This window comes from Candidatus Njordibacter sp. Uisw_039 (genome assembly GCF_047730075.1).
Classification (GTDB): Bacteria; Pseudomonadota; Gammaproteobacteria; order Pseudomonadales; family Balneatricaceae; genus Njordibacter.
On sequence record NZ_CP159831.1, the window covers coordinates 1,669,922 to 1,694,186 of the forward strand.

Sequence of the window (24,265 nt, forward strand, 5' to 3'; positions counted from 1 at the left end):
ACTATAGGAAATATTTGGCATTATTATGCATCATAGGAGCTTTGGTATGAACGCGCACATAGACGCCAGAATTGGTAACGCTAATCTGTCTATTGATACACAGCTATATACTTTGGTTGAGCGAGAAATTCTGCCAGGTTTAAACCTCAGCAGCGATCAAGTCTGGCAAGCCATGGCTACCTTGCTTGATGAGTTTCAAAGCCGCAACCAAGATTTGCTAAACACGCGCGAAGAGTTACAAACCACGCTAGACCAATGGCACCGCAACAATCCCTCGGCAGACCCTTCCAAATATAAGAGCATGCTGCAGGATATCGGTTACCTGTTACCTGCTCCTGAAAAAGTCCAAGTGACTACCAGTAATGTGGATATCGAAATCAGCACTGTGGCTGGCCCTCAGTTAGTGGTGCCTATCAACAATGCTCGTTACGCCCTCAACGCAGCCAATGCACGCTGGGGCAGCCTGTACGATGCCCTTTACGGCACAGATGCGTTAACAAGTGAAAAGGTCTTAAAAGGGTACGATGCCAAACGTGGAGAAAAGGTTATTTCTTTTGCGAAACAACTACTTGACACACACCTACCCCTAGTTAAAGCTGGCCATAGCCAAGTGATAAACTATGCAATTAACGATGGACAATTGGTGTGTAGCTTAGAAAATGGCCACTTCGCCCTACTGGCAGATTCAGCTCAATTTATTGGCTACCAAGGCGATGCTGCTGCGCCTAAAACCATCTTGCTAAAGCATAACAACCTTCACCTTGAGCTTCACGTAGACCGCCAACATATTATTGGCTCTAGCGACCTAGCTGGCATTAAAGACATTGTAATGGAAGCGGCCGTGTCTACTATTATGGACTGTGAAGACTCAGTTACGGCAGTAGATGCAGAAGACAAAGTAATTGTGTATCGCAATTGGTTAGGCCTTATGAAAGGTGACTTGTCTATTGAACTACAAAAAAATGGCAACACCATCACCCGCAAGTTAAACGGTGATCGACATTACCTGGACCCAAAAGGCAACGACTTCAGTTTGCATGGCCGCAGTTTATTGTTCATACGTAATGTTGGCCACTTAATGACCAATAATGCCATTTTGAATAGCCAAGGTGCAGAAACACCGGAAGGTATAATGGATGGCTTTATCACTAGCCTCTGCGCCTTGCACGACATACGTGGCGCATCGGTTAAAGGCAACAGCCGCACTGGCAGTATTTATATCGTAAAACCCAAGATGCACGGTCCAGAAGAAGTGACCTTCACTTGCGACTTATTTAGCCGCATAGAAGAGTTACTAGATCTCCCGAAGAACACCCTAAAAGTGGGCATTATGGATGAAGAGCGCCGTACCAGCATCAACTTAAAAGCTTGTATTGCTGCTGCTAGTGAACGTGTAGCGTTTATTAATACCGGCTTCTTAGACCGTACTGGTGATGAAATCCATACCTCTATGCAGGCTGGCATCATGTTGCCTAAAGGCATTATGAAACAACAGGCATGGATCGCTGCATACGAAGACAACAATGTTGAAACTGGCTTAGCCTGTGGCCTGCAAGGTCGCGCTCAAATAGGTAAAGGCATGTGGGCCAAGCCAGATTGTATGGCAGAAATGATGGCCACCAAGTTAGAACACCCCATGTCTGGCGCCACTACTGCATGGGTACCATCGCCTAATGCAGCGGTATTGCACGCCTTACATTATCATCAGGTTTTGGTGCAGGATCGTCAAAACGAACTCACCGATATAGCCTATACGGTAAAGGTGGAACAAGATGATTTACTCGCCATTCCTTTATTAGGTGAACACAGCTTAAGTGCAGACGACATTACCCGTGAACTAGATAACAACTGTCAAGGTTTATTGGGTTACGTGATTCGTTGGGTAGAGAGCGGTATTGGTTGCTCTAAAGTAGCCGATATTAACCAGGTAGGTTTGATGGAAGACCGGGCTACCTTGCGAATTTCTTCACAGTCATTAGCTAACTGGTTAGAGCATGGTTTTGTAACTAAAAAAATGGTCATGGACAGCTTAAAGCGCATGGCTGCTTTAGTTGACGAGCAAAATGCAGGCGACCCAACCTATCGCAACATGGCGCCAGATTTTGACTCTAGCGTCGGCTTCCAGGCCGCCTGTGAGTTAGTGTTTGAAGGCACAGTTCAGCCCAGTGGTTACACCGAACCTGTGCTGCACAGACGTCGCCAAGAAGCTAAGCGGGTTTACGGTTAATCATAGCCCACTTCATCTTCTTGCAAAATGGTGGTTTCTGCTAAACCTGCGGCAATCCAAGCCATTACCGCGGGGGTACCTAGTATGGTGTCCATATAACTCTGAGTAGCAGCATTGACAGCCACCTTGTAGCCACGTAAACGCACAACAACAGGGGCAAAAAAGGCATCGGCAATGGAAAATTCACCCAATAAGTAGCCTTGATTTTGGCCCGCCTTGGCCGCTGTAGACATACACTCAGCCCATAAGGCCTCAACTTTATCGATATCACTTCTACACGCCAGTGTAATCACTAATAACCGTTGGTTGGCACGGCAATTCATCGACATTTCACCACGCAAAGCAAAAAACCCACTGTGCATATACGACACTGCGTTACGGGCCATAATTTTAAGCGCAGGATCACTGGGCCACATAGTTGGGTAGCTGTCTGCTAAGGTTTCTAGAATGGATAAACTATCTGTGGCAGTGCCGTTTTCAGTAATTAGTACCGGCACTGTTCCAGCGCTAGAGTGTTGGCTAATTTCCTCCACAAAGGCGGCAGTATCCAGTTCAAGCTTGGTTTCTTTAAAGGGGATACCAAAATATGTCATGGCCACCCAGGGCCGCATGGACCAAGAAGAATAGTTTTGATTACCAATAATGAGGTGCATATGTACTTCCTTAATAATTAAAGAAGTACTCACTATAGACCAGCAAACGGAACTTTGCCCCCCTTTTGCCGAGCTTACAGCCTATCTAGAACGTCTCATCTTCTGTGCTCGAGGCGATGTATGCTTGGTCAAACCCTGCTTACCCTTAGCAGCCTTGGGTGCAGACCTGCTAGCTTCAGCATGACTTTCTGCAGGCACCAAACATTGAGGGCCTTTACCAATAAGCTTTCTCATGCCCATGTCTATTAAGGCTTCACGTATTTGTGCCCAGTTTTTAGGGTCGTGATAACGCAATATGGCCTTATGCAAGCGGCGCTGACGAATACCCCTTGGAATACTCACTCGCTCACTTTCACGAGTCACCTTTTTCAAGGGGTTAACCTCTGTGTAATACATGGTAGTGGCATTACACATCGGCGACGGATAGAAGTTTTGCACTTGATCTAGGCGGAACTTATTGGTTTTTAACCACATGGCTAAATTCACCATATCTACATCACGAGTGCCTGGGTGGGCACTAATAAAATATGGAATCAGGTACTGTTCTTTGCCCGCTTCTTTAGAATACTTCTCGAACATGCGCTTAAACTTGTTATAGCTGCTCATGTTAGGTTTGAGCATGTGCCGTAAAGGCTCATCTTCAGTGTGCTCTGGGGCAATTTTTAAATAGCCACCCACATGATGAGTCACCAATTCTTTCACATATTCAGGGTCACGTATGGCTAAGTCATAGCGTAAACCCGATGCAATTAATACTTTTTTGATGCCAGGCAGAGCGCGGGCACGACGGTACAAATTGATAAGCGGCTTATGATCTGTGCCCATGTAGTCACATATTGTAGGGTGCACACAGGAAGGTAAGCGGCACGTTGCCTCTACTTTTGGGTCTTTACAGTGTAAACGGTACATGTTCGCTGTGGGGCCACCAAGATCAGACACCACGCCAGTAAAACCAGGCACTTTGTCGCGCATGTCTTCCACTTCACGAATAATAGAATCTTCGGAACGGTTTTGAATAATACGGCCTTCGTGCTCAGTAATGGAGCAGAAGCTACAGCCACCAAAACAGCCTCGCATAATATTGACCGAGAAACGAATCATGTCATAGGCTGGAATTTTTTCATCGCCATACATAGGGTGAGGCACGCGCGCAAAGGGTGCAGCAAACACGTAATCCATTTCCTCTGTGTCCAGTGGCATGGCAGGAGGGTTAACCCACAAGGCCTTATTTCCATGTTCTTGATACAAGGCCCTTGCACTACCCGGGTTAGTTTCGTGGTGCATTACACGGCTTGCGTGGGCATACATAATAGGGTCTGACTTTACCACGTCATAACTTGGCAACTTGGCATAGGTCTTAAACCAAGGCTGGCCCTTAACCGGTTCGTAAGCTGCCATTGGTTTAATGGACAAGGTTTGCACCGCATCCTTATCTGCCACAACACCCAGTTCGGCGTCATTGCTCGCCTCACACTGGCTAGTTGTGGTGGTATCAATATAGGGGCTGGTGATTGCGTCGATCACGCCTGGCGCATCGAGTGTGGTTGAGTCTTTACCACGCCAGCCTACCAGTGGTTGCTTCACCATAATGGCCGTACCACGAATATCTTGCATCTGCTCGAGGGTTTCACCATTGGCAATACGATGAGTCACTTCTACTAACGGCCGTTCGGCGTTGCCATAAATAAGCATATCAGCCTTTGAGTCAATCAACATAGAGCGGCGCACTTTTTCTGACCAATAGTCATAGTGGGCAATACGTCGTAGGCTAGCTTCGATACCACCAATAATAACCGGCACACCTTTAAAAGCCTCTTTGCAGCGCTGGGTGTAGTGTAAGGTTGCACGGTCTGGCCGCTTTCCGCCAACGTTGCCGGGGGTATAGGCATCGTCATGGCGCAGGCGCCTATCTGCTGTATAGCGGTTAATCATGGAGTCCATGTTGCCAGCCGCTACACCAAAATATAAATTGGGCTTGCCCAAAACCTTAAAAGCCTCTGCACTGCTCCAATCTGGTTGGGCAATGATACCCACGCGAAATCCTTGAGACTCTAACAAGCGGCCGATAATAGCCATACCAAAGCTAGGATGATCTACATAAGCATCGCCGGTAACCACAATCACGTCACAAGAATCCCAACCCAGTTGGTCCATCTCTTCGCGGGTAGTGGGTAAAAACGGGGCCGCCCCAAAACACTCCGCCCAATACTTAGGGTATTCGAAGATACGTTTTTCTGGCGCCAAGTATGAAGACATATCAGAAGCAGTATTGGGGTTGGACATTGGCGGACCTTTTAATCAGTTATAGCTCCGCTCAAAGCGGTGGCATATTATAGCACAACCTTAGTGGTTACGAGGAAATCTATCCAGCACTAACCCTCCCCGTCCTTGTTAGCTGCCCTGCGCCATTTTTAGCGAGCACAGCGAAGATATTCAGATCCAAACCTATGGTCTAACACCTCACGTCGTTCCTCGTAATGACAAGTCAGAGGTGCTAGAATGCCGCCTCAATTAAGGAGCCTCCGTGACTACAGCCACCCCAGCAGCACCCGCCATTACTTTTGCGGATCAAGCCTACAACCCTCGCTTACAAATCAACATAGCCCAACAAGGTTTTGAACAAGCCACTGATGCCCAGTGTCATGGGCTTCCCGTTGCCCTGGCTGGCAAAGATCTATTAATGAGCGCCGACACGGGCAGTGGCAAAACCTTGGCCTATGTCATCCCTGCCCTTAATCAAATACTCAATACCAAAGCTGTAGGCTTTAGTACCCGCTGCTTAATCCTAGTGCCAACACGGGAATTGGCTCATCAAGTACTCAGCCTTACCAACAAGCTTATCAAAGGCACAAAGCTGCAAGCGGCTTTAATACTGGGCGGTGAAGACTACCACTACCAACAGGCCCTATTACGTAAGAATCCTGACTTAGTGGTTGCAACACCTGGACGTTTTATGGAGCACCAGCGCAAAAACCAAACAGACACTAAACACTTAGAGCTTTTGGTGATTGACGAAGCCGACCGCATGCTAGAACTGGGTTTTTGTGAAGATGTAGAAACCATCGCCGCGGCCTGCAATCCTAACAGGCAAACGTTGTTTTATTCCGCCACCTTACACAGCCCTAAAGTTCAAGAAATGGCCCAAGTGTTACTTAACAACCCAGTAGATATCCGCCTTAATGATGCTACACAGGTGCAAGCAAACATTAAGCAAATGGTTGTGGTGTGTGATGAAATAGAACACAAAAAACGGGTATTAGCATGGTTGCTTGCCCATGAGCCTGCAAAGAAGCACCTGATATTTTGTAACAGTCGCAAACTCAGTGAAGAGCTTGCCAATTTTTTAAAAAGCCATAACATCAATGCTGTAGCCCTGCACGGAGAACTACCACAAGATTTACGCAACGACATCACGCGCCAATACCGCCAGCACAGCTTCAATACCTTGGTGGCCACAGAAGTAGCAGCCAGAGGGTTAGACATCGAGGGCGTAGAGCTGGTGATTAACTTTGATATGGCTCGCAATCTAGACGACTATTTGCATCGCACAGGCCGCACAGGTCGAGCAGGGGCACAAGGCAAAGCAATTAATTTGGTGAATATAACCGAGCGTGGATTACTGTTAAGCGTAGAGAAAGCCCAAGGCAAGACCCTAGAGCGCATAGTGATTAAAGGTCACGAGGCCAAAGAGCACCGAGACACAGTAAGCTTAGCCAAACAAACCACCAAAACAAAACCCAAGAAAACTACTACGCTCAGCAAAAAAGAAGCAGCACAAGAGCGCAAAGCCCAAACCAATGCCGCCAGCCTATGGGGCGACGGCACCATGCCGTTTGGTAAAAAGAAGCCTTAAGGTTTAGCTCAAACTGTCATCGTGGGCACAGAAAAGAAAAACCAAAGTGAGGTCTATGGACTGCCACAGGCCTTCAGACTTGGCAATGGCAATGGCAATGGCAATGGCAATGGCAAACCATTCTATAACCATTTCTCAGCCTAGTTTAGATACTCGTCAGGAATGTACAAATCATCCAACAAGGGCTGTAACGCATCACCGTAGCGCTTCCACAAATCAACAGACTGGTTATGCATGGGTTGGCGTACCTGAAAGGCGCTGGCAGTCTTCACCTTACGGTCTGTTTTATAAAAGTCTAAACACGCATCCTGCCACTCCAAACCACAGTATTCAATCAATTGACGGCTCTCTTGTTCTTGGTTAGAGGTCAATTGCTCATAAGAGACTTCGTAAAGACGCCCAGGCAAAGCCTGACGCCAATGTGCCATAAGGTTTTCGTACAGATTGTGGTAATGGGCCAACTCTTTTAAGTTATAGGCGTAAGGGTGGGAATTCTTGCCACCAAAGTAAGCCTTATAAATAGATAAGCAATTTGCTACCGGGTTACGTTTGCAATGGATAATCTTGGCATTAGGCAACAACTTGCTAATCATGCCAATATTAAGAAAGTTATGGGGCATTTTATCGGTAATGTGGGCCTTACCCTCATCATACCCATGGAGGCCTGTTAAATACGCCTCTGCTACTTCTCGCCACTGACCTTCATTCATGCTCGGGAAACGTTTGTGGAAGGCCAAAATGCCACCTTTAAATGCACTGGCTTGGTCTGCCATATAGGTAAGTTCCCCAGCACCAGTGACATCACTATGGCTGGATATGATTTGCTCTACCAAGGTGGTACCTGATCGAGGCATACCTAATATAAAGATAGGCTTATCTTCATTTAGACCACTATTAGATGCTTCCGAGAGAAATTTTTGATTATAGCTCGATGTGATATGGCCAAATAACTCATTACTAGTGCTTTTATTGTACTTATGTTCTTTTCTTTTAATATCATTGCCTTGCTTATAAGCAGCAAAAGCAACAGGGTAATTTTTTTGTTCGTCATTTATCTTAGCCCAAGCAAAAAATAAGTGCATGGTGGAGTTTTCATCCATAGTCTGCACTTCAAAGCCGGCTTTCACAATCATGCTAATATCAATGCCATCATTGCTATCTACTTTGGAAATTTCAGCAAGATGGCGATAAGCAGTACCCATTGCAGGATCTAATTGAATAGCCTGCAAGTTGGCTTGTTGCGCATCACCCATGCGCCCGAGCTGCTGTAAAGTAACGCCAAGGTTTTGATACAATTTTGCACTAGAGCAGTGCTTCAGGCAATCTTGGTATACTTCGAGCGCCTCTTGGTTACGCTCTAATTTAACCAACGCATGAGCTAAATTTATATACCCTAATTCAAAATTAGGGGTCAATGCTATGGCGCGCTGATGGTGAGCTATAGACTCCTCTACGCTTCCCAGTTCTTGTAGTGCACTGCCAAGATTATTATGTGCCTCAAAATTATTTGGCGCCAACTTAATAACCAGCTCATAACCCAGTTTAGCTTCTGCCAAAGAACCCAACCGAACCCGAGTATTAGCCAACAAGAACACTGCATCCGCATATTCAGGCCGCAACTTTACCGCCTTAGAAAAAGCAGCTAGTGCCAGGTGATATTTTTGTTGATCTAGGTAAGCCTGGCCTAAATTATAATGGGCTGGTGCATAGTTGCTTGCATACTTGGTTGCTTTTAATAAATGCTTTTCTGCCAATTTATATTTTTTTGTTGCCACATATACCGCACCCAGTAAGTTATGGGCATCAGATTGTTTGTTATCAATAACCAATATTTGTTGATACAACTGAGCTGCAACAGATAAATTGCCCTGCTGATGTAGCGCAATGGCTTGCTGCAATGTTTGATTCACGTTTTTCATGACAAAAAGTAATCCTGTATAAATGACTGACTAATTTTACTCGAGTTAGTTTTTAAAAGGCAAAAAAAAGACTCCCTAAGGAGCCTTTTAGACTAAAAGTTAGCTTCTAATTAAATTAGAATGAAACCTTGTAAGACACGTAACTGTGCGCAGCAGCAACTGCTGGGCCAACAGCAGTTGCAGTTACAGCACCAACACGACCAATAGTTAGTGCAGCGTTGCCATAATCTAAGCCAACAGACGCGTCAGTAGAACCATCGTCAGTTCTAGATACAATAGTAGTCATATCACCATCTGTGTAAGTCGCTGTCATAGAGGTGGTTTTATCTTTATCTACTTCAGAAGAAACAGTAAGAGCGTCATTTACAGCATAACTAATGTCAACTTGAAAGTCGCCTGATGGGCTGTTATCAGTTTGCGCAACAATAGTTAACGCATCAGCATTTACAGTGTAAGTTGCGGAAACAACAGCGTCTGTTTTGGCAGTAGTAGATTCGGCTTTATAGTTTACCTTACCAGCAGTAAGAACTAGATCACCCATCGTATAAGAAACACCAACTGCAGTTTGACCTTCATGAATACCAGAATGGCTCGCAGTTGAGACATCATCAGCTAAATCAGATGCATAAGCATAACCAACAGTTAAGCCTTCAGCAAGATCCATAGAAACACCAAATTGAGAACTGTTCGTTACGGCAGCAGCAGTACCAGCACCAGTAGGGCCAGTATCAGCATTTATCTGAGCTTCAAAAGAAAGATTTGCTACAGAACCTGCAAAGTGAATACCATATACTGATGAAGCTGTTGAAGCAGTAGCTTCGGTGGTGTTGCCCACGACCGCACCAACATCACCAGCTTGGAAAGCATTATCAGCATCGATAGAACCCATAGTCAATGTACCGAAGTCACCAGACAAAGTACCTGTGCCTGAGTTATCAGTATCATCAGCGGCATCAGCCGTGATACGGAAATTAGCAGTAGCTGTCATACCGTTAGCCAACACTTCAGAAGAATCTATAACCAACCTAGAGTCTGTATCCATACGGTTAACTAAAGTATCGTTACCACTTTTGTACTTACTAACAACGTAACCAGATAAGGTAGCGTCAGCTTGTGCAGCTACTGGAAGCGCAGCGGCGATCGCAAGAGCGATTAGAGTTTTGTTCATGTTCATTGAAATTCCCCTTCAATAATAATTATAAAATTTAACTAGCTAGTTAAACAATTACTTTACACCGCCAAACTAATATTTATTAAAATTATTGGCTTGGCCATGCACGGTAATACTTTTTTTAATTGCCTGAAAAAACAAACAATTAGTCAAATATTTCATAAAGCGAAGCAATGTTACCATTAAAAAAGGGTAGGTAACAAGCCGTAAGTGCCCTATTGTTTAATAAGGGAAAATTATTTTTACAATGGGCTCAGGGCACGGATCGTGGCTTCTTGTTAAAGAGGTCAAGTATTCATCATATCCCACTGCTTTTGTAGACGTTTGGCAGAAATTGGTTTTTGGGTTCCAAGCTGCTGGGCAAACAGAGAAACCCGATACTCCTCCATGGACCAGGCAAAATCATTGAGCGCTTTGTGCGCTGGCGTATAGGACAGGCACTGGGTCTTGGCTGTGTCAATCTTCTGCTGCCAGCCACGGAGTTCTTGCACAGCTGCGTTCTCTTTGGGCAACTGGCTTTTGAATCGCTCTAGCCTTGCTTCTATGGCTTTTAGATAGCGTGGCATCTGCTCTAAGTACTGCCACTGGGTTTGGGCTATGAACTGTTTGTTCATAATACGATCAAGTTGCCCACCTACATCCTGATACACATTCGCCCAGGCTAGGTTTAACTGCCCTTTTAGGGACTTTTTAATTGCATGGTTACGCTTAAGCAATGCTATGCTGAGCGTTAGCACCTGCTCCACGGCCTCTGGATAGTGACCACGCTGCTCTAATGACGCTTTGAACTCTGCCTCGTTAGAAGGCCGGGCTGCGACGGCTAAGCTACTTGGCAAAAACACTAACTCTGCCGCCTGGTCAAAGATTTGTTCTCGTAGCTCTTGGGCTGTACCTAGGGCGCCATATAAAAGCTCTGCCTGGCCAAAGGCGGCTAAGGATCTGGTTAGGTGTTTAGTTTGTTCATTCACCGCAAGCCGATAAAGGCGCACTAAGCCATCGTGGGTTGTGGCTTCGGCTTCTTGCGCTGAATCTGTAAATACAATATCTACTGACTTACCTTGGTCTTTAATAGCAGGCCAAACAGGAAGTTTCATGGCGCCCTGTTCTATGGTCATGGTTTCTGGCAGCGCCATAAAATCCCATTGAGTGAGCCCCTGCTTTAACACTGAGTGAACCACGCTGGATTTTTGGCTGATCGTAGTGCCGGTGGCATAGTCCCCTAGTAACCGTAATGGGTCTCGACCCTGGGCAATAGGCTGGCCGGCTTCGTCCATTACCTGCACATTCATTAACAAATGCGTTTCCACATCCACTTGCTGCAGCAGCTGCACATCAAACGGCCGACCACTCATACGCTGTAAATGTTTTGCTATGGCCTCGGGTAAATCTACGTCGTCTGGCGATAGCGCCTCAAATAACGCTTGAGCGTATTGAGGCACGGGCACAAAGGCTTTTCGCTGGGCTTTTGGTAGGCCTTTTAGTAAGGCTGCCAACTTGTCTTTTAATAAACCAGGCACTAGCCACTGCAAACGTTTAAGCGGCAGGCGCTTAAGTTGGCTAGCAGGCACTTCAATAGTTACACCGTCTTGCTCATGGTTAGGTTCAAAATGATAGCTTAAAGGCCAACTCATGGCATTCCAGACTAAGCGATCCGGGAAGCTGTTGTTGTTAATGCCTTCGGCGCCATGCTGCATGAGGTCTTCTTGGCCTAAGAACAAATACTCAGGCTGCGACTTTTCTTGATGCTTACGCCAAGACTCAAAACTGGCCGCACTGACGATAGGTGCCTTAACACTTTCCATTTTTCCATTGTAGAAATCAAACAGAACTTGATCATCCACTAAAATATCGCGTCTTCTAGACTTGGCTTCTAGTGCTTCAACGCCTTCGACTAAGGCTTGGTTATGGGCCAAAAACTTGCCTTTGGTAAGCAGATTATTCTGCACCAAACCTTCCATAACCAAAAGTTGTTGGCACACTTCTGGGTCTATTTTTCCATAACCCACTCTGCGCTTACTGGCCAATACCAGGCCATACAAGCTCACTTGTTCAAACGCCATTACTTGGCCTTGGCGTTTATGCCAAGCCGGCTCGCTATAATTATATTTCAACAACCCACCCGCACTCTGCTCTACCCACTGGGGTTCTATTTTGGCAACGCAGCGAGCAAATAAACGTGACGTTTCTACCAGTTCAGCTGCCATAATCCAAGGGGGTGGTTTTTTGGCAAGTGCAGATCCAGGAAACAGTAAGAACTTACGTTGCCTGGGCCCAGCAAATTGACCATCTTCATCCTTACAGCCAATATGGCCCAACAAGCCAGTTAACAACGCCCTGTGCACGGCTTCGTAGCTTGCCAGCTCGGTATTGGTTTTAAAACCCATCTGTTGACACATCAACAACAGCTGTCGATGCACCTCTCGCCACTCACGCATACGCAGGTATGACACAAAGTGCTTGCTACACCAGTTGCGCAATTGGTTTTGAGTAAGTTGTTGGCGCTGATGTTCGTATTCTTGCCACAGGTTTACCAGACTTAAAAAGTCTGAATCTTTTTCGCGCCACAGCAAATGCTGCTGATCTGCCGCTTGCTGTTTGTCTTGTGGCCTTTCCCTTGGGTCTTGAATGGTAAGTGCACTGGCAATAAGCAACACTTCATTTAATGCATGCCAATCATTGGCCGCCACCACCATCCGTCCAATGCGAGGATCAACGGGCAACCTTGCCAACTGTTTGCCTAAGGTTGTTAGTCGACGACTTTGGTCCAAACCACCTAACTCTTGTAATAATTTAACGCCATCGTTGACAAAACGGCTGTCCGGTGCATCAATAAAAGGGAACTCTTCAACCGGGCCCAGCTTTAAGTCATGCATTTGCAGGATGACCGACGCCAGGTTGGTACGTAAAATTTCTGCTTCGGTAAACTCTGGCCGGCTAATAAAATCTGCTTCATCATATAGACGAATACAAATGCCAGCTGAGAGGCGACCACAGCGTCCTTTACGTTGATTGGCACTGGCTTGGGAAATAGCTTCGATAGGCAAGCGCTGCACTTTAGAACGATAACTATAACGACTCATGCGAGCCGTGCCAGGATCTATAACATATCGAATGCCAGGCACAGTGACAGAGGTTTCTGCCACGTTGGTGGCTAAGACAATACGCCGCCCCACAGTTTTACCAGACGGTTGAAACACCTTTTGTTGCTCACTAAAACTTAACCGCCCGTAAAGAGGCAAAATATGCCAATGCTTTTGCTCCTGTTTGCGCAAGAACAAAGCGATGTCTCTTATGTCTCGTTCGCCCGGGAGGAAAATAAGCACGTCACCGTTGTGCTGCTTACTTTGGCGCTCATGCTGGTCTATTTCTTCTAGTGCATGCTGAATGCCCGTTTGTACGTCCTGATCTTGGTCTGATTTAGACGCAAACAAAGGCCGGTACCACAAATCTACAGGGAATGTTCGTCCACTCACCTCAACCACTGGCGCGTTACTAAAGTGAGTGCTAAACCGTTCAAGGTCGATAGTGGCAGATGTAATGATGAGCTTTAGGTCATCTCGACGGGCTAATAGCTGCTTTAGATAACCCAACAAAAAGTCGATATTTAAACTACGCTCGTGGGCTTCATCCACAATAATGGTGTCGTAACGCAGTAAATCAGGATCTTGGCGTGTTTCCGCTAACAAGATGCCGTCTGTCATTAACTTAATGTGGCTAATGTCGCTTACTTGTTCTGTGAAACGCACCTGAAATCCGACCTGCTGCCCCAGAGGTACGTTTAATTCATCAGCGATACGCTGGCCCACGGTTCTGGCCGCTAAACGCCGCGGCTGGGTATGACCTATCATGCCACCAACACCACGCCCTGCTTCTAAGCAGATTTTAGGCAATTGGGTGGTTTTACCGGAGCCAGTTTCGCCCGCTAAAACAACCACTTGGTGTTGACGAATCAATTGGACTAGCTTTTCCCGTTGCCCAGTTACGGGGAGTTGGGGTGGGTAATCTAACGTGGGTAAGGCGTGTTTACGTTTTTGATAGGTGGTTTGGCTTGATAATGCTTTGGTCTCTAGCTGTTGCAATAACTTGTCGCAAGGCTGGCCACGCTTTTGACGTTGGGCAATGCGCTGGAACAATAGTGTGAGTTCGGCTTGGTCTTTGACCATGCAATTAGAGAATGCAGAAGACATATAAAAAGGGGATGATTTTAAAGTGCGCAGTTTAGCATGGTATAGATCTGTGGTCTGCGCTCTAGAGCTAACCGCAAACCACTGATTCTGCTAGTCTCTTAAGGCACGGCGTAAGATCTTACCTACGTTCGTTTTAGGCAGCTCGTCTTTAAACTCAACTTCTTTAGGTACTTTATATGCTGTTAAGTTTTCACGACAATGGGCGATCACATCAGCTTCTGTCAAACCAGGGTCAGACTTAACCACAAACAGCTTCACCGTTTCACCACTCACTTCGTTGGGAATACCTACGGCAGCACATTCTAAAATGCCTGAGTGTTGACTGGCAATATCATCAATTTCGTTAGGGTACACATTAAAACCAGACACAATAATCATGTCTTTCATACGGTCAACTAATCGAATAAAACCATCTTCAGCAAGAATAGCAACGTCGCCAGTTTTAAACCAACCATCGGCTCCCAAAACCGCTGCTGTGGCCTCTGGAAGCTGCCAGTAACCCGCCATGACCTGAGGGCCCTTGACACAGAGTTCACCTTCTTGATTAAACCCTAGATCACTGCCATCTGTTCCAATCACCTTCACTTGAGTGCCCGGCAGGGCTTTACCAATAGTACCTAAACGAATGTCATGGTAAGGGTTAAATGAGACTGCAGGTGAGGTTTCTGTAAGCCCATAGGCTTCTTGTACTTCACAGGCAGTTACTTTTTTCCAAGTCGCTGCTGCTGCTTCTGTTAGCGCCATACCACCAGAAAGAGTATGTTTTAGATGAGAAAAATCGAGCTCGGTAAAGTCTTTGTTATTGCATAAAGCAACAAATAAAGTATTAAGACCGATAAAGGAGGTGAACTTGTGCCTACTTAGCTCTTTAACAAAACCTGGAATATCACGGGGGTTAGGAATCAGTACAAGTTCATGGCCCATATCTGACATAACTAAACTCACCGTAAAGGCATAGATGTGATACAGGGGTAATGGAGCTATTACTACTTCTGTGTCAGTGTCCAAAATGTTCACAATCAGTTCACGCACCTGCATCATGTTAGATACAAGGTTTTTTTGGAGTAACTGGGCGCCCTTAGAAACCCCTGTGGTGCCCCCGGTGTATTGTAATACGGCCGTATCGTCTAGACTTAAAGCAACAGCTGTTGGAGCTTTTTTAGCACCAAGTGCCAATGCGTCACGAAAACTTAGGGCCTGGGGTAAAGCATAGGCCGGCACCATTTTTTTAACACGTTTCACCACAGTGTTAATTAATAAACGCTTTGCAAACGGATGCATGTCTGCCAATTCGGTAACTATGACATGTTTAATGCCTGTTTTTGGCACCACTTGTTCAGCAAGATGCGCCATGTTGGCAAGAATGAGTAAGGCCTTGGCACCCGAGTCATTAAATTGGTGCTCCATTTCTCGGGCGGTATACAGCGGGTTGGTATTCACCACCACCATGCCTGCGCGCATGGCGCCAAATATAGCAATAGGGAATTGCAACACGTTAGGCAGCTGGATAGCTATACGGTCACCAACCTCAAGGTCTGTGTGGTTTTGCAAATAGGATGCAAAGTTAGCGGTTAGACGCTCAACATCTTCAAATGACAAAGTTTGCCCCATGCAGCTATAGGCGGGCTTTTGTGCATGTTTATCACAGGCTTCTAAAAAAACATCAGTTACAGATTGGTATTGGCCAAGTTCTACACCAGCGATTTGAATCATAATAGACCTTTAATTATTGTTATGGTTATTAATACCCATGCTAATCAAACATGTGTTTGAAAACCAGTAAAACTTTCAAGTCATTTCTCTAAGCGTCTGAGTTAAAAAAGTTAAACCAAAAAATTAAACCAAAAGCTAACTTAACGCCACACCTTTGTGCAGTACCAACATATTACCAGGATGCAGGGTATGCCATGTCTCGTTGTCCGTTAAAGGCTCTGTCGCCACAACGGAAACGATGTCATTGGGTGTAGTCTCTTGGCCAAAGTCTACGTTAACATCGGCGTCGCTTAAGCAGGCTTCACCAAATGGCGCTCTACGGGTAATCCAGCTTAGCTTAGTTGAGCAGAAACAATAAAGATGGTCGCCGTCAGAAAGCAGCATATTAAACACCCCTAAGGTCTTTAAAAACTGACAACGCTGTTGCAAGAAATATCGCACTACAGAACTGTCTGACGGCGGTTTAGGAAAAGCCGTACGCAATTCACCCAGCAACCAACAAAACACATGTTCGCTATCCGTATCTCCCACGGGTAAGTAGTGGCTTAGAGGTAAACTAGAGGTATCGGTCAGTTGCCCATTATGAGCAAAGGTCCAATGCTGGCCCCAGAGCTCTCTTTGGAAAGGGTGAGTATTCTCTAAACAGGTATTACCCACATTGGCTTGGCGTATATGACTAATAACAATGTGAGACTTCATGGAATGACGTTGAACCAAGCGTGCAACTTCAGAATTGGAACTAGGCTGTGGGTCGTGAAAAGAACGGCAGCCTTTACCGACATAAAAGGTAATACCCCAACCATCACGATGGGGCCCACTGCCACCACCCCGTTGCATAAGCCCGGTGAAGCTAAAACAGATATCCGTAGGCACATTGGCACTCATGCCTAAAAGTTCACACATAGGGTTGGCTCCGAGCCTGACTTAATTAGCTAAATTTAACCATCATTATCTTGGAAGCCACCCCATATGCTCAAGTATTATTTTGCATTTATTTAGGCGATTTATATGTTCGACGTAACATAACCAATAAAAGCAACAACACAAGGCCTGCCCCACCACCAATTAGCCAACGCCAGTAATTAGATTGAGTCGTTTCGACCTGGCTAGTGGTAGTCTCTGGTTCGGCAATTTCGGCTGCTACCACGACAGTTGCCTGCTCTTCCATAAGTGCCTGTAGTTCTAGTGATGCGGTCTCGTTACTTACCACCAGCTCCTCAGTTTGGCTTGCCGTGTTAGACGAAGTTTCAGAAACCACAATCACTTCTTCTGCAACTGGAACGCTGGTGGTGTTTTGTTGGATCGCTACTATAGGATGCACTCTAAGGCTACGGTTAATGGTACGAATTAGCTGGCCATTAACTACCGATATAGTTAGGTTATACATACCGGGTTGATCGAGGGCGGGTAAGTTCATGCGGGTTTTTGTATCAGCTACAAATGCTTGCTGCTGATTAAACACCTCTTTACCACCCTGGTCCATGACCACCTTAAGATTAAAACCTTGAAGCTGCTCTGCGGATAACAGGTCACTTTGTTCATTGGCAAGCTGAACATCGATGTAACTGCGCTGGCCTACTTTTATATTTTGATGACTTTGTTCCAGCAGAATTTGTAACTGGCCCACCACGTTTACACGTTTCAGGGTGGCTGTATCACTGATTAAGGTCCAGGTACCAGGCGTGGGGTTTTGAACCCTAATCACATCATGGGTTGATGAAGATTGCCATTGTTGGTTAGCTAGGGTTTGTTGTCGTCCAAAAATACGCTGCTTGCCATCCTTAAACTCTACCTGCTCATCGCCATTTTTCTCCACTACAATGGTCATGTATTCAACGCCCAACTGCACCTGGAAGGATTGCTCAAGCTGCTGCACTGGAACTTGTTGGGTGATCACCGTATTGTCCAGCGCCCTTAAGAATATATCTAGCAGCTGATCGGCATCAACTGCCACCTCAAACAACCCATCGGTACGTTGGGCCATTGCGACTAGTGTAGACACATCTGCCTTGTGGGATAAACCAACGGTGTGCACGCGGGCACCCATATCGATGTATTGTTGTAATATAGTTTCTAGTAGTGCTCTGCGGGCACGTTTATTCTCGGCCACATCTTTGCTCACATCAACCATACCATCAGTTAACAATATTACATGTAACTGCCTGCCTTGTGCTTGGTCTTGAGCGTTAAATGACGCTGCTTTAAGGGCTGCCCCAATATCAGTAAATTGGCCAGTGGAGGAAATTTGTTGCGCTGCGACAGCAGCTTGCTGCTGCCATTGGGTATTAACAACACCGTGTGGGACGATAACTGTAGGACTGTCAGCAAACTGCCAAATACCCGCTTTACTGCCTGTGGGTATCAACTGAGTTAATACTTGTAAAGCTGGAATACGCAAGTCATTTGGGTCTGTGTTCTTCATACTGCCAGACACATCGATCAACACTCGAATATCCATCTGGTTAGATAGTGTTTGGCTCAGAGCGGGTTGACTGACGGCCATAACAATGATGAAAAGTGCCGCACTTATACTGCGTATAATATGAAACTTGAACATAGATTCAAACCCAATTATTATTTTTATTCCACTTACTTTAACACAATCTAAGGGTACTGCACTAAGTGGCACTAGCTCCCTTTATTCACCAAGTTGTTGGATTTCAATGATGTGTTCACCCCAACGACTCTCTGACACTTTGTCCTCTGATATGGCCCATTTACGCACTGTCATACCGGCTTTTACGGTGGACTTTGGATCACCTGTCACTAATGGATGCCAATCAGGTAAGTCTTTACCTGCAGACACTCGTCTATAACCACAAGTTTCGGGTAACCAGTTGTAATCTGCCACGGTATCAGCTGTAACCAAAGTACAGTCCGACACTTTATCTTGTCGGGTTTCGTAAACGCTACACTGGCAAGACTTAAGGTCCAGATATCGGCACGCCACACTGGTGTGATACATCAAAGGTACGTCGTCATCGATTAATTTTTGTAAACAACAACGCCCACAGCCATCACAAAGGGATTCCCATTGCTGGCTCGTCATCTCTTTGGGTGCTGTTGTTTTCCAAAACCCTGTTTGTTTTGAATCTGTCATATGGTCTAGCTTATCAGTAGTGATTAGTAGGTAGGGTTAACAGGCGTTTTATACATATCTAGCATGTATTTTTCACGCACTGGAGGCATTTGTAAATAGTAACCCTTCTCATCAATGTTAGACAATATATCTTCTGCATTGGCTTTGGCTAACTTTTTGTCAGCCGTAAGCAGCATATCCATACGGTGCTCGGGTTCCCCAAACATAGACAGCAAAGATTCTGGCACTAGGCTTAGGGCTTTAGTTTTATCCACGTAAAGATACATTTCATCTTTCTTTTTGCTTCGGTAAATAGAACAAATAATACGTTTCTGGCTCATCAATGTGTCTCTTGGATATGTTTATATTCGCTAGCAATAGGTTCTGCAAGGAACTCTTCTCTCCACCCCTTCCAGTTGCTGGGTAAGCTAAACGGTTGTTTTTTCCGCAAGCCTTCAAATAACTCAAGCAGTTCTTTTTTACGGCCCATCAATTGCACTTGTATGGCTGCATTTTCGGCTTGGTCTATAACCACTTTATGCAACCGCTTGTAGTCTCTATTTTCATTTTTAGACAACGGCTGCTGCACCCCTGGCAACACTTCTGATGATACCGCCATAATAGATAGCCATTGTTTTCCATAACGCCTTAAACTACTTGGACGCACATCTTGGCACTGGCCAATTTCATTTAGGTCAGCAGGATTTGTGCGCGCCATTTCAATTAAACTGGTGTCTTTGACCACAAAATTCTTTGGCCTGTTCTCACTGCGAGCCACGCTTTCTCGCCAAGCGGCTAAGGCGCGCAAGCGGCCTACAGAGTTGCCCTGTAAACGCCATGCGTTCTTCATTTGGGTATAGGCCATGTCCGGGGCAATGGGTACTTTAGGCTGAGCCAAGCGCTGCATATCTTCCAAAAACCACTGCCACACGCCTTTGTCTTTTAAGCGTTGCGCTAAAATGTCGTAACACTGCATTAAGTGGGCCACGTCCATTGCTGCATAGTGACATTGGGAATCTCGCAATGGGCGCTGTAGCCAGTCGGAGCGTGTCTCTCCCTTGTCTACAGTTTCTCCCAACAAATCTAATACCAAACTTTGATAACCCGGCGACAACCCCATATCTACAAAAGCGGCAGCAATTTGTGTATCTGCTATGGGTGTAGGTCGCAATTCAAGCCAATGTTGGAACAGCTCTAAATCTTCACTGCAGGCGTGCATGACTTTAAGGGTGTCTGGATCTGTTAATAACGTTTGCAACGGCTGCCAATCGTCAATGGTTAACGGATCGACTAAAAAGGTTTCCCCAGCAGCGGCCAGTTGCAAGAGGCCTGGGATAGGATAAAAGGTATCTACCCTTACAAACTCGGTATCTACTGCAATAGCCGGGGCTTGAATGAGTTGTTGGCAAGCAAGTTTGAGGCCTTCATTGGTATCAATATATTGGTAAACAAGTGACATAGTTAGGTGTAACTCTTACGTCCGGCAAAGGCGTGGGCCAAAGTGCCGCTATCGACATACTCTAGTTCCCCGCCTATGGGAACTCCATGGGCTATACGAGTGACATTAATAGCCTGGGTCTCTAGCTGCTGACGAATTAATTGGTGAATAAAATGGGCAGTTGCGTCGCCCTCTATAGTGGGATTAGTGGCGATAATAACTTCCGTTACATGTTCGTCACTAAGGCGCGAAATTAACGCGTCCAACCCAAGCTCATTGGGCCCAATGCCATCCATGGGTGAAAGGTGGCCCATAAGTACAAAATACAACCCCCGAAAACCTGCTCCCTGTTCGATAGCCAATACATCTGCTGGGGTTTCTACAATACACAAGGTATTAGCGTCACGGTCTAACTGTCTACATATACGGCACACAGGTGTTTCACTATGGGTTCTGCATTGATCACAGCGGCCCACTTTATCAAGCGCAAGGTTCAAGCTATGCGCTAGCACCGCACCGCCTTCACGGTTACGCTCTAATATGTGTAACGCCATCCGTTGGGCTGACTTACGGCCTACGCCAGGTAGGCATCGGAGAGACTCAATAAGATCATCAATAAGGGGGCTAAATGACATGAACGTTGAACCTATAATTTACTTAAAACGGCATTTTAAAACCGGCAGGCATACCCATGCCGGCGGTCATATCAGCCATGTTATTCTGACTAGCCTGCTCTACTTTACGGACCGCATCATTGACCGCAGCCGCCAGTAAGTCTTCTAACATTTCTTTGTCTTCCGACAACAGTGAATCATCCAGTTTGACGCGCTTCACATCATGACGCCCTGTCATTACTACCTGCACTAAACCAGCACCAGCGGCACCGGTAAACTCCGCTTTGGCTAAATCTGCCTGCGCTTGTTGCATTTGTTCTTGCATTTTTTGGGCTTGTTTCATGATATTGCCCATGCCACCTTTTAACATATTTTTTTCTCTATAATTAGTCTAAGTTTTAGTAGGGTTAACAGGCAAAACACTATTAGCGTCTAGCTGGCCATTAAAAGCAGTGGTTAAACTGGCTACATTAGGATCATTTTGTAATGATGCTATAGCTTGGTCTTGGCTTTCTGTTTCTTGTCTTTGGCGGCTCGCAAACGGCGTTTCAGTTTGAGTTTGTCCAATGTCTATGGCCAACTGCAGGTCACAACCAAACATTTCTTCCAAGGCCTGCCGAATACGGCCCTGATGGGTTACATTAAGCATGCTGCTTTGGCCTTGCTCCAAGGTGAATTGTAATTGTGTGCCTTGTCGTTTAGCAAACACCATATTGGCTGCAATAGCGTGAGTCATGCCCGATAAATTAAGGTCATTAAATACCTGAGTCCAGTTATTTTCATTGAGGTCGGCTAATGTCCAATCGTTACAGGGTTTTTCTGGGCTTGAAGCCGCTACTATCTCAGGTGCTTCTTCTGGCACATCTTGCTGTACTTGTTCTGGGGCTTGTTGCTGCACTAGCGGCGCAGACACTTCTTCCCAAGGTGGCAACTCATTGGCAGGCGCGACTATAGTTTCAGGGTCTAGTATTTTTTGCGGCGCGTCTTGTGGTACCTCTTGTGACACTGTTGCTAGCGCTGGCTCTGCTTCAGGTGGCGCCATTAATACTTGTGCCTGAGACGGAGTCGCCGTGGTGCGCATTTGGCCAGCATGTTGCTGCGGCCTAAAGGCGAGCATACGCAACAAGGCCATCTCAAAGCCAGCTTGCAAGTCTGGCGCTGCCTCTAAGTCTTTACGGGCCATAATACCCATTTGATAGAATAGCTGTAGGTCTGCAGGACTGGTATTTTGAGCTAAATCTAACACCTTAGTTTTATCAAATTGGACCGAAACAGGCGCATCGGGCAATACCTGACAAATAGCCACTTGATGTAACAAACTCAGCAGATCTTCTAAGGCTACAGCAAAATCTTGCCCCTGCTCTGCCAGTTCTCCAATGAGCTTAAGCAATTCACCAGCGTTACCCTGTTGTAACTGGCTAACAATGGCAACAACTTTACCCTGATCAATACTGCCCAACATTTGGTTAACGGCAGTTTCGGTTAAGTCGCCACCACAAAAGGCAATGGCCTGATCCGTAAGGCTCAAGGCATCACGCATGCTGCCTTTGGCTGCCCGGCCAAGCTGCCACAATGAAGCTTCTGCAAAGGGTATGGTTTCGCTTGTAAGAACGTTGCGCAAATGTCCTGCCACCTGTTCGGCCGGCATGTTCTTTAGATTAAATTGTAAACACCTAGAAAGTACAGTAATAGGTAGTTTTTGTGGATCTGTAGTGGCTAATAGGAATTTTACGTGTGGTGGTGGTTCTTCCAAAGTTTTAAGCAGCGCATTAAAACTGCTGGTAGAGAGCATGTGTACTTCGTCAATCAGATAAACCTTAAAACGACCTCGTGTAGGTGCGTATTGAACGTTATCTAGCAGTTCTCGGGTATCTTCTACTTTGGTACGTGATGCCGCATCCACTTCAATTAAATCAACGAAGCGGCCTTCAGTAATCTCAACGCAACTAGAACACACGCCACAGGGTGTGGAACTGACACCTTCTTCACAATTAAGGCATCTCGCCAATATTCGCGCAATGGTTGTTTTGCCAACACCACGGGTACCCGCAAACAAATAAGCATGATGTAAACGCTGTTCGTCTAAGGCATGAACCAAGGCGCGTAAAACATGCTCTTGACCCACCATGGTGTGGAAATTTTGGGGCCGCCATTTACGGGCTAAAACCTGATATGACATGCAGCGTGCACTCTCTCATTAAAAAGACAACCTAGAGACAGACATTATATGAGCCACGCACAATTAAAGCTACCAACTAACCTGCCACCAGCCACTTCAATTACAGCAGTGTGATTCTCCATCGGTTCAAGTAATAAAACTAGCTAGAGCGAGCGGCCGCCTATCCACTTCCAACTTAAATATATCAGGGCGATTGCAGCACCAACTGACATCAAGCTCTTTACTAGTGGCACGGGCACAGTAATGTCAATGTCAGCGTTTAGAATATCGGCTTTTTAATGCATAGTTTTTCTGTGCTAGGCACATGTCTTTTTGAACTAAGGCTCTGACTCATAAACCACTTCAGTGGCATAATTGGGTTGTTTGTGCATGGCCCAGTAGGCGTCTTTTAATTGCTGGGTTAAGGGGCCTATTTGGCCATCTCCAATCACATTATCATCTACCTGTGTGATGGCCATGATGCCGCCAGCCGTGCTCGTAGCAAAGGTTTCATCTGCATTTCGAAAAGCGTCTGCAGACACTTCGCCAAACACTACTTGCATGCCTAGTTGTTGAGCCAATTGTATGGCAGTTTGACGGGTAATGCCCAGCAGCACGCCTTCTGCTGTTGTGAATAATTGGCTATCTTTAATAATAAAAATATTAAACCCTGGCCCCTCTTTTATGTTGCCATTGGCATCCACCACGGCGGCAGTTTGCGCGCCTCGGTCATAGGCTTCAAACTGCCCCATTACCAAGTCTAACCAATGGTAGTTTTTAATTGTAGGATCAACAGATTCGGTAGGTATACGTTGCTGTTGACTTATAGCTATGTGTAAGCCTTGGTCTGGCTGACTAATCCACACAAAGGGCACTACAAATGCAAAAAATTGATTAGTACAAGTGCGCGGATCTCGAGACCCGGGCTCAGGCTGGCCACGGGTAGTAATCATTTCCACATAGGCATGGCGCAAACCACTTTGCGCCACAAGCTGCAATAACAATGCCGTCAGCTGGGCTTTATTATAGGGGATCGACATGCGCAACTTTTCCATGCCAGCATAGTAACGATCCAAATGTTCGTTCAAATGGAAAAAATGCCCTTCCCACACATGAGCCACATCATAAGTGGCATCAGAATGTAAAAAACCCCAATCTAATAGCGATATTTTAGCCTCACTAATGGGCACTATTTCACCATTTACATAAGCTAGGCTTTGAGTTGTCATAGGTAATGCCCCAACAGCATAATA

The 24,265-nt window shown here is 45.9% G+C and carries 18 protein-coding genes; 2 read left to right on the forward strand and 16 right to left on the reverse strand.

What is annotated here, in order from left to right; genetic code table 11:
- Window positions 1-46 precede the first annotated feature (46 nt).
- Window positions 47-2,227 (forward strand): malate synthase G, encoded by a 2,181-nt coding sequence (locus ABXT70_RS07950; RefSeq protein WP_443639958.1) that lies wholly within the window; start codon window positions 47-49, stop codon window positions 2,225-2,227.
- On the opposite strand, the gene ABXT70_RS07955 is transcribed toward ABXT70_RS07950, so the two are convergent.
- Together ABXT70_RS07955 and ABXT70_RS07960 are read right to left on the reverse strand one after the other, a co-directional pair.
- Window positions 2,224-2,880, reverse strand: coding sequence for a glutathione S-transferase family protein (locus ABXT70_RS07955; protein ID WP_443639959.1), 657 nt, complete (start codon window positions 2,878-2,880; stop codon window positions 2,224-2,226). The genes ABXT70_RS07950 and ABXT70_RS07955 overlap by 4 nt on opposite strands.
- An 81-nt stretch (window positions 2,881-2,961) precedes the next feature.
- On the reverse strand, window positions 2,962-5,163 hold the full coding sequence (locus tag ABXT70_RS07960) for a YgiQ family radical SAM protein (RefSeq protein ID WP_443639960.1): 2,202 nt from the start codon (window positions 5,161-5,163) through the stop codon (window positions 2,962-2,964).
- Window positions 5,164-5,404: 241 nt separating this feature from the next.
- Here ABXT70_RS07960 and ABXT70_RS07965 point away from each other — a divergent pair, with 241 nt between their 5' ends.
- Window positions 5,405-6,733 (forward strand): DEAD/DEAH box helicase, encoded by a 1,329-nt coding sequence (locus ABXT70_RS07965; protein WP_443639961.1) that lies wholly within the window; start codon window positions 5,405-5,407, stop codon window positions 6,731-6,733.
- Window positions 6,734-6,736: 3 nt separating this feature from the next.
- Here ABXT70_RS07965 and ABXT70_RS07970 read toward each other — a convergent pair whose 3' ends face one another.
- The 14 genes from ABXT70_RS07970 to ABXT70_RS08035 all read right to left on the reverse strand — a co-directional run bounded on the left by ABXT70_RS07970 (window position 6,737) and on the right by ABXT70_RS08035 (window position 24,241).
- A complete protein-coding gene (locus ABXT70_RS07970) occupies window positions 6,737-6,865 on the reverse strand; it encodes a hypothetical protein (RefSeq protein WP_443639962.1) in 129 nt (42 codons plus the stop codon).
- Window positions 6,866-6,873: 8 nt separating this feature from the next.
- Entirely contained in the window at window positions 6,874-8,652 is a 1,779-nt protein-coding gene (locus ABXT70_RS07975; RefSeq protein ID WP_443639963.1) for a tetratricopeptide repeat-containing sulfotransferase family protein, read from the reverse strand.
- Between the two features lie 115 nt (window positions 8,653-8,767).
- Window positions 8,768-9,826 (reverse strand): porin, encoded by a 1,059-nt coding sequence (locus tag ABXT70_RS07980; RefSeq protein ID WP_443639964.1) that lies wholly within the window; start codon window positions 9,824-9,826, stop codon window positions 8,768-8,770.
- A gap of 284 nt (window positions 9,827-10,110) precedes the next feature.
- Window positions 10,111-14,010 carry an ATP-dependent RNA helicase HrpA gene (gene hrpA, locus ABXT70_RS07985; protein ID WP_443639965.1) on the reverse strand — a complete coding sequence of 1,300 codons (3,900 nt, stop codon included), beginning with the start codon at window positions 14,008-14,010 and terminating at the stop codon, window positions 10,111-10,113.
- 90 nt (window positions 14,011-14,100) lie between these two features.
- Window positions 14,101-15,723 carry an AMP-binding protein gene (locus tag ABXT70_RS07990; RefSeq protein WP_443639966.1) on the reverse strand — a complete coding sequence of 541 codons (1,623 nt, stop codon included), beginning with the start codon at window positions 15,721-15,723 and terminating at the stop codon, window positions 14,101-14,103.
- Between the two features lie 135 nt (window positions 15,724-15,858).
- Window positions 15,859-16,626, reverse strand: coding sequence for a class II glutamine amidotransferase (locus tag ABXT70_RS07995; protein ID WP_443639967.1), 768 nt, complete (start codon window positions 16,624-16,626; stop codon window positions 15,859-15,861).
- Window positions 16,627-16,714: 88 nt separating this feature from the next.
- Window positions 16,715-18,280 (reverse strand): VWA domain-containing protein, encoded by a 1,566-nt coding sequence (locus ABXT70_RS08000; RefSeq protein WP_443639968.1) that lies wholly within the window; start codon window positions 18,278-18,280, stop codon window positions 16,715-16,717.
- A gap of 81 nt (window positions 18,281-18,361) precedes the next feature.
- On the reverse strand, window positions 18,362-18,823 hold the full coding sequence (locus tag ABXT70_RS08005; protein ID WP_443639969.1) for a YcgN family cysteine cluster protein: 462 nt from the start codon (window positions 18,821-18,823) through the stop codon (window positions 18,362-18,364).
- Between the two features lie 23 nt (window positions 18,824-18,846).
- On the reverse strand, window positions 18,847-19,143 hold the full coding sequence (locus tag ABXT70_RS08010) for a YcgL domain-containing protein (RefSeq protein ID WP_443639970.1): 297 nt from the start codon (window positions 19,141-19,143) through the stop codon (window positions 18,847-18,849).
- A complete protein-coding gene (gene rnd, locus ABXT70_RS08015) occupies window positions 19,143-20,261 on the reverse strand; it encodes a ribonuclease D (RefSeq protein ID WP_443639971.1) in 1,119 nt (372 codons plus the stop codon). The genes ABXT70_RS08010 and rnd overlap by 1 nt, the downstream gene beginning before the upstream one ends.
- A 2-nt stretch (window positions 20,262-20,263) precedes the next feature.
- Window positions 20,264-20,875: a recombination mediator RecR gene (gene recR / locus ABXT70_RS08020; RefSeq protein ID WP_443639972.1), complete on the reverse strand. Its 612-nt coding sequence runs from the start codon at window positions 20,873-20,875 to the stop codon at window positions 20,264-20,266.
- A 22-nt stretch (window positions 20,876-20,897) separates the two neighbouring features.
- Entirely contained in the window at window positions 20,898-21,224 is a 327-nt protein-coding gene (locus ABXT70_RS08025; protein WP_443639973.1) for a YbaB/EbfC family nucleoid-associated protein, read from the reverse strand.
- Between the two features lie 21 nt (window positions 21,225-21,245).
- Window positions 21,246-23,033: a DNA polymerase III subunit gamma/tau gene (gene dnaX, locus ABXT70_RS08030; protein ID WP_443639974.1), complete on the reverse strand. Its 1,788-nt coding sequence runs from the start codon at window positions 23,031-23,033 to the stop codon at window positions 21,246-21,248.
- Between the two features lie 317 nt (window positions 23,034-23,350).
- Window positions 23,351-24,241 carry an aminotransferase class IV gene (locus tag ABXT70_RS08035; RefSeq protein WP_443639975.1) on the reverse strand — a complete coding sequence of 297 codons (891 nt, stop codon included), beginning with the start codon at window positions 24,239-24,241 and terminating at the stop codon, window positions 23,351-23,353.
- Between the last annotated feature and the right edge of the window lie 24 nt (window positions 24,242-24,265).

What these genes read in the sequence shown, in the direction of transcription:
- ABXT70_RS07950 (WP_443639958.1), top strand. Translation starts at nt 47, where the DNA reads ATGAACGCGCACATAGACGCCAGAATTGGTAACGCTAATCTGTCTATT.
- ABXT70_RS07955 (WP_443639959.1), bottom strand. Translation starts at nt 2,880, where the DNA reads ATGCACCTCATTATTGGTAATCAAAACTATTCTTCTTGGTCCATGCGG.
- ABXT70_RS07960 (WP_443639960.1), bottom strand. Translation starts at nt 5,163, where the DNA reads ATGTCCAACCCCAATACTGCTTCTGATATGTCTTCATACTTGGCGCCA.
- ABXT70_RS07970 (WP_443639962.1), bottom strand. Translation starts at nt 6,865, where the DNA reads ATGGTTATAGAATGGTTTGCCATTGCCATTGCCATTGCCATTGCCATT.
- ABXT70_RS07975 (WP_443639963.1), bottom strand. Translation starts at nt 8,652, where the DNA reads ATGAAAAACGTGAATCAAACATTGCAGCAAGCCATTGCGCTACATCAG.
- ABXT70_RS07980 (WP_443639964.1), bottom strand. Translation starts at nt 9,826, where the DNA reads ATGAACATGAACAAAACTCTAATCGCTCTTGCGATCGCCGCTGCGCTT.
- hrpA (WP_443639965.1), bottom strand. Translation starts at nt 14,010, where the DNA reads ATGTCTTCTGCATTCTCTAATTGCATGGTCAAAGACCAAGCCGAACTC.
- ABXT70_RS07990 (WP_443639966.1), bottom strand. Translation starts at nt 15,723, where the DNA reads ATGATTCAAATCGCTGGTGTAGAACTTGGCCAATACCAATCTGTAACT.
- ABXT70_RS07995 (WP_443639967.1), bottom strand. Translation starts at nt 16,626, where the DNA reads ATGTGTGAACTTTTAGGCATGAGTGCCAATGTGCCTACGGATATCTGT.
- ABXT70_RS08000 (WP_443639968.1), bottom strand. Translation starts at nt 18,280, where the DNA reads ATGTTCAAGTTTCATATTATACGCAGTATAAGTGCGGCACTTTTCATC.
- ABXT70_RS08005 (WP_443639969.1), bottom strand. Translation starts at nt 18,823, where the DNA reads ATGACAGATTCAAAACAAACAGGGTTTTGGAAAACAACAGCACCCAAA.
- ABXT70_RS08010 (WP_443639970.1), bottom strand. Translation starts at nt 19,143, where the DNA reads ATGAGCCAGAAACGTATTATTTGTTCTATTTACCGAAGCAAAAAGAAA.
- rnd (WP_443639971.1), bottom strand. Translation starts at nt 20,261, where the DNA reads ATGTCACTTGTTTACCAATATATTGATACCAATGAAGGCCTCAAACTT.
- recR (WP_443639972.1), bottom strand. Translation starts at nt 20,875, where the DNA reads ATGTCATTTAGCCCCCTTATTGATGATCTTATTGAGTCTCTCCGATGC.
- ABXT70_RS08025 (WP_443639973.1), bottom strand. Translation starts at nt 21,224, where the DNA reads ATGTTAAAAGGTGGCATGGGCAATATCATGAAACAAGCCCAAAAAATG.
- dnaX (WP_443639974.1), bottom strand. Translation starts at nt 23,033, where the DNA reads ATGTCATATCAGGTTTTAGCCCGTAAATGGCGGCCCCAAAATTTCCAC.
- ABXT70_RS08035 (WP_443639975.1), bottom strand. Translation starts at nt 24,241, where the DNA reads ATGACAACTCAAAGCCTAGCTTATGTAAATGGTGAAATAGTGCCCATT.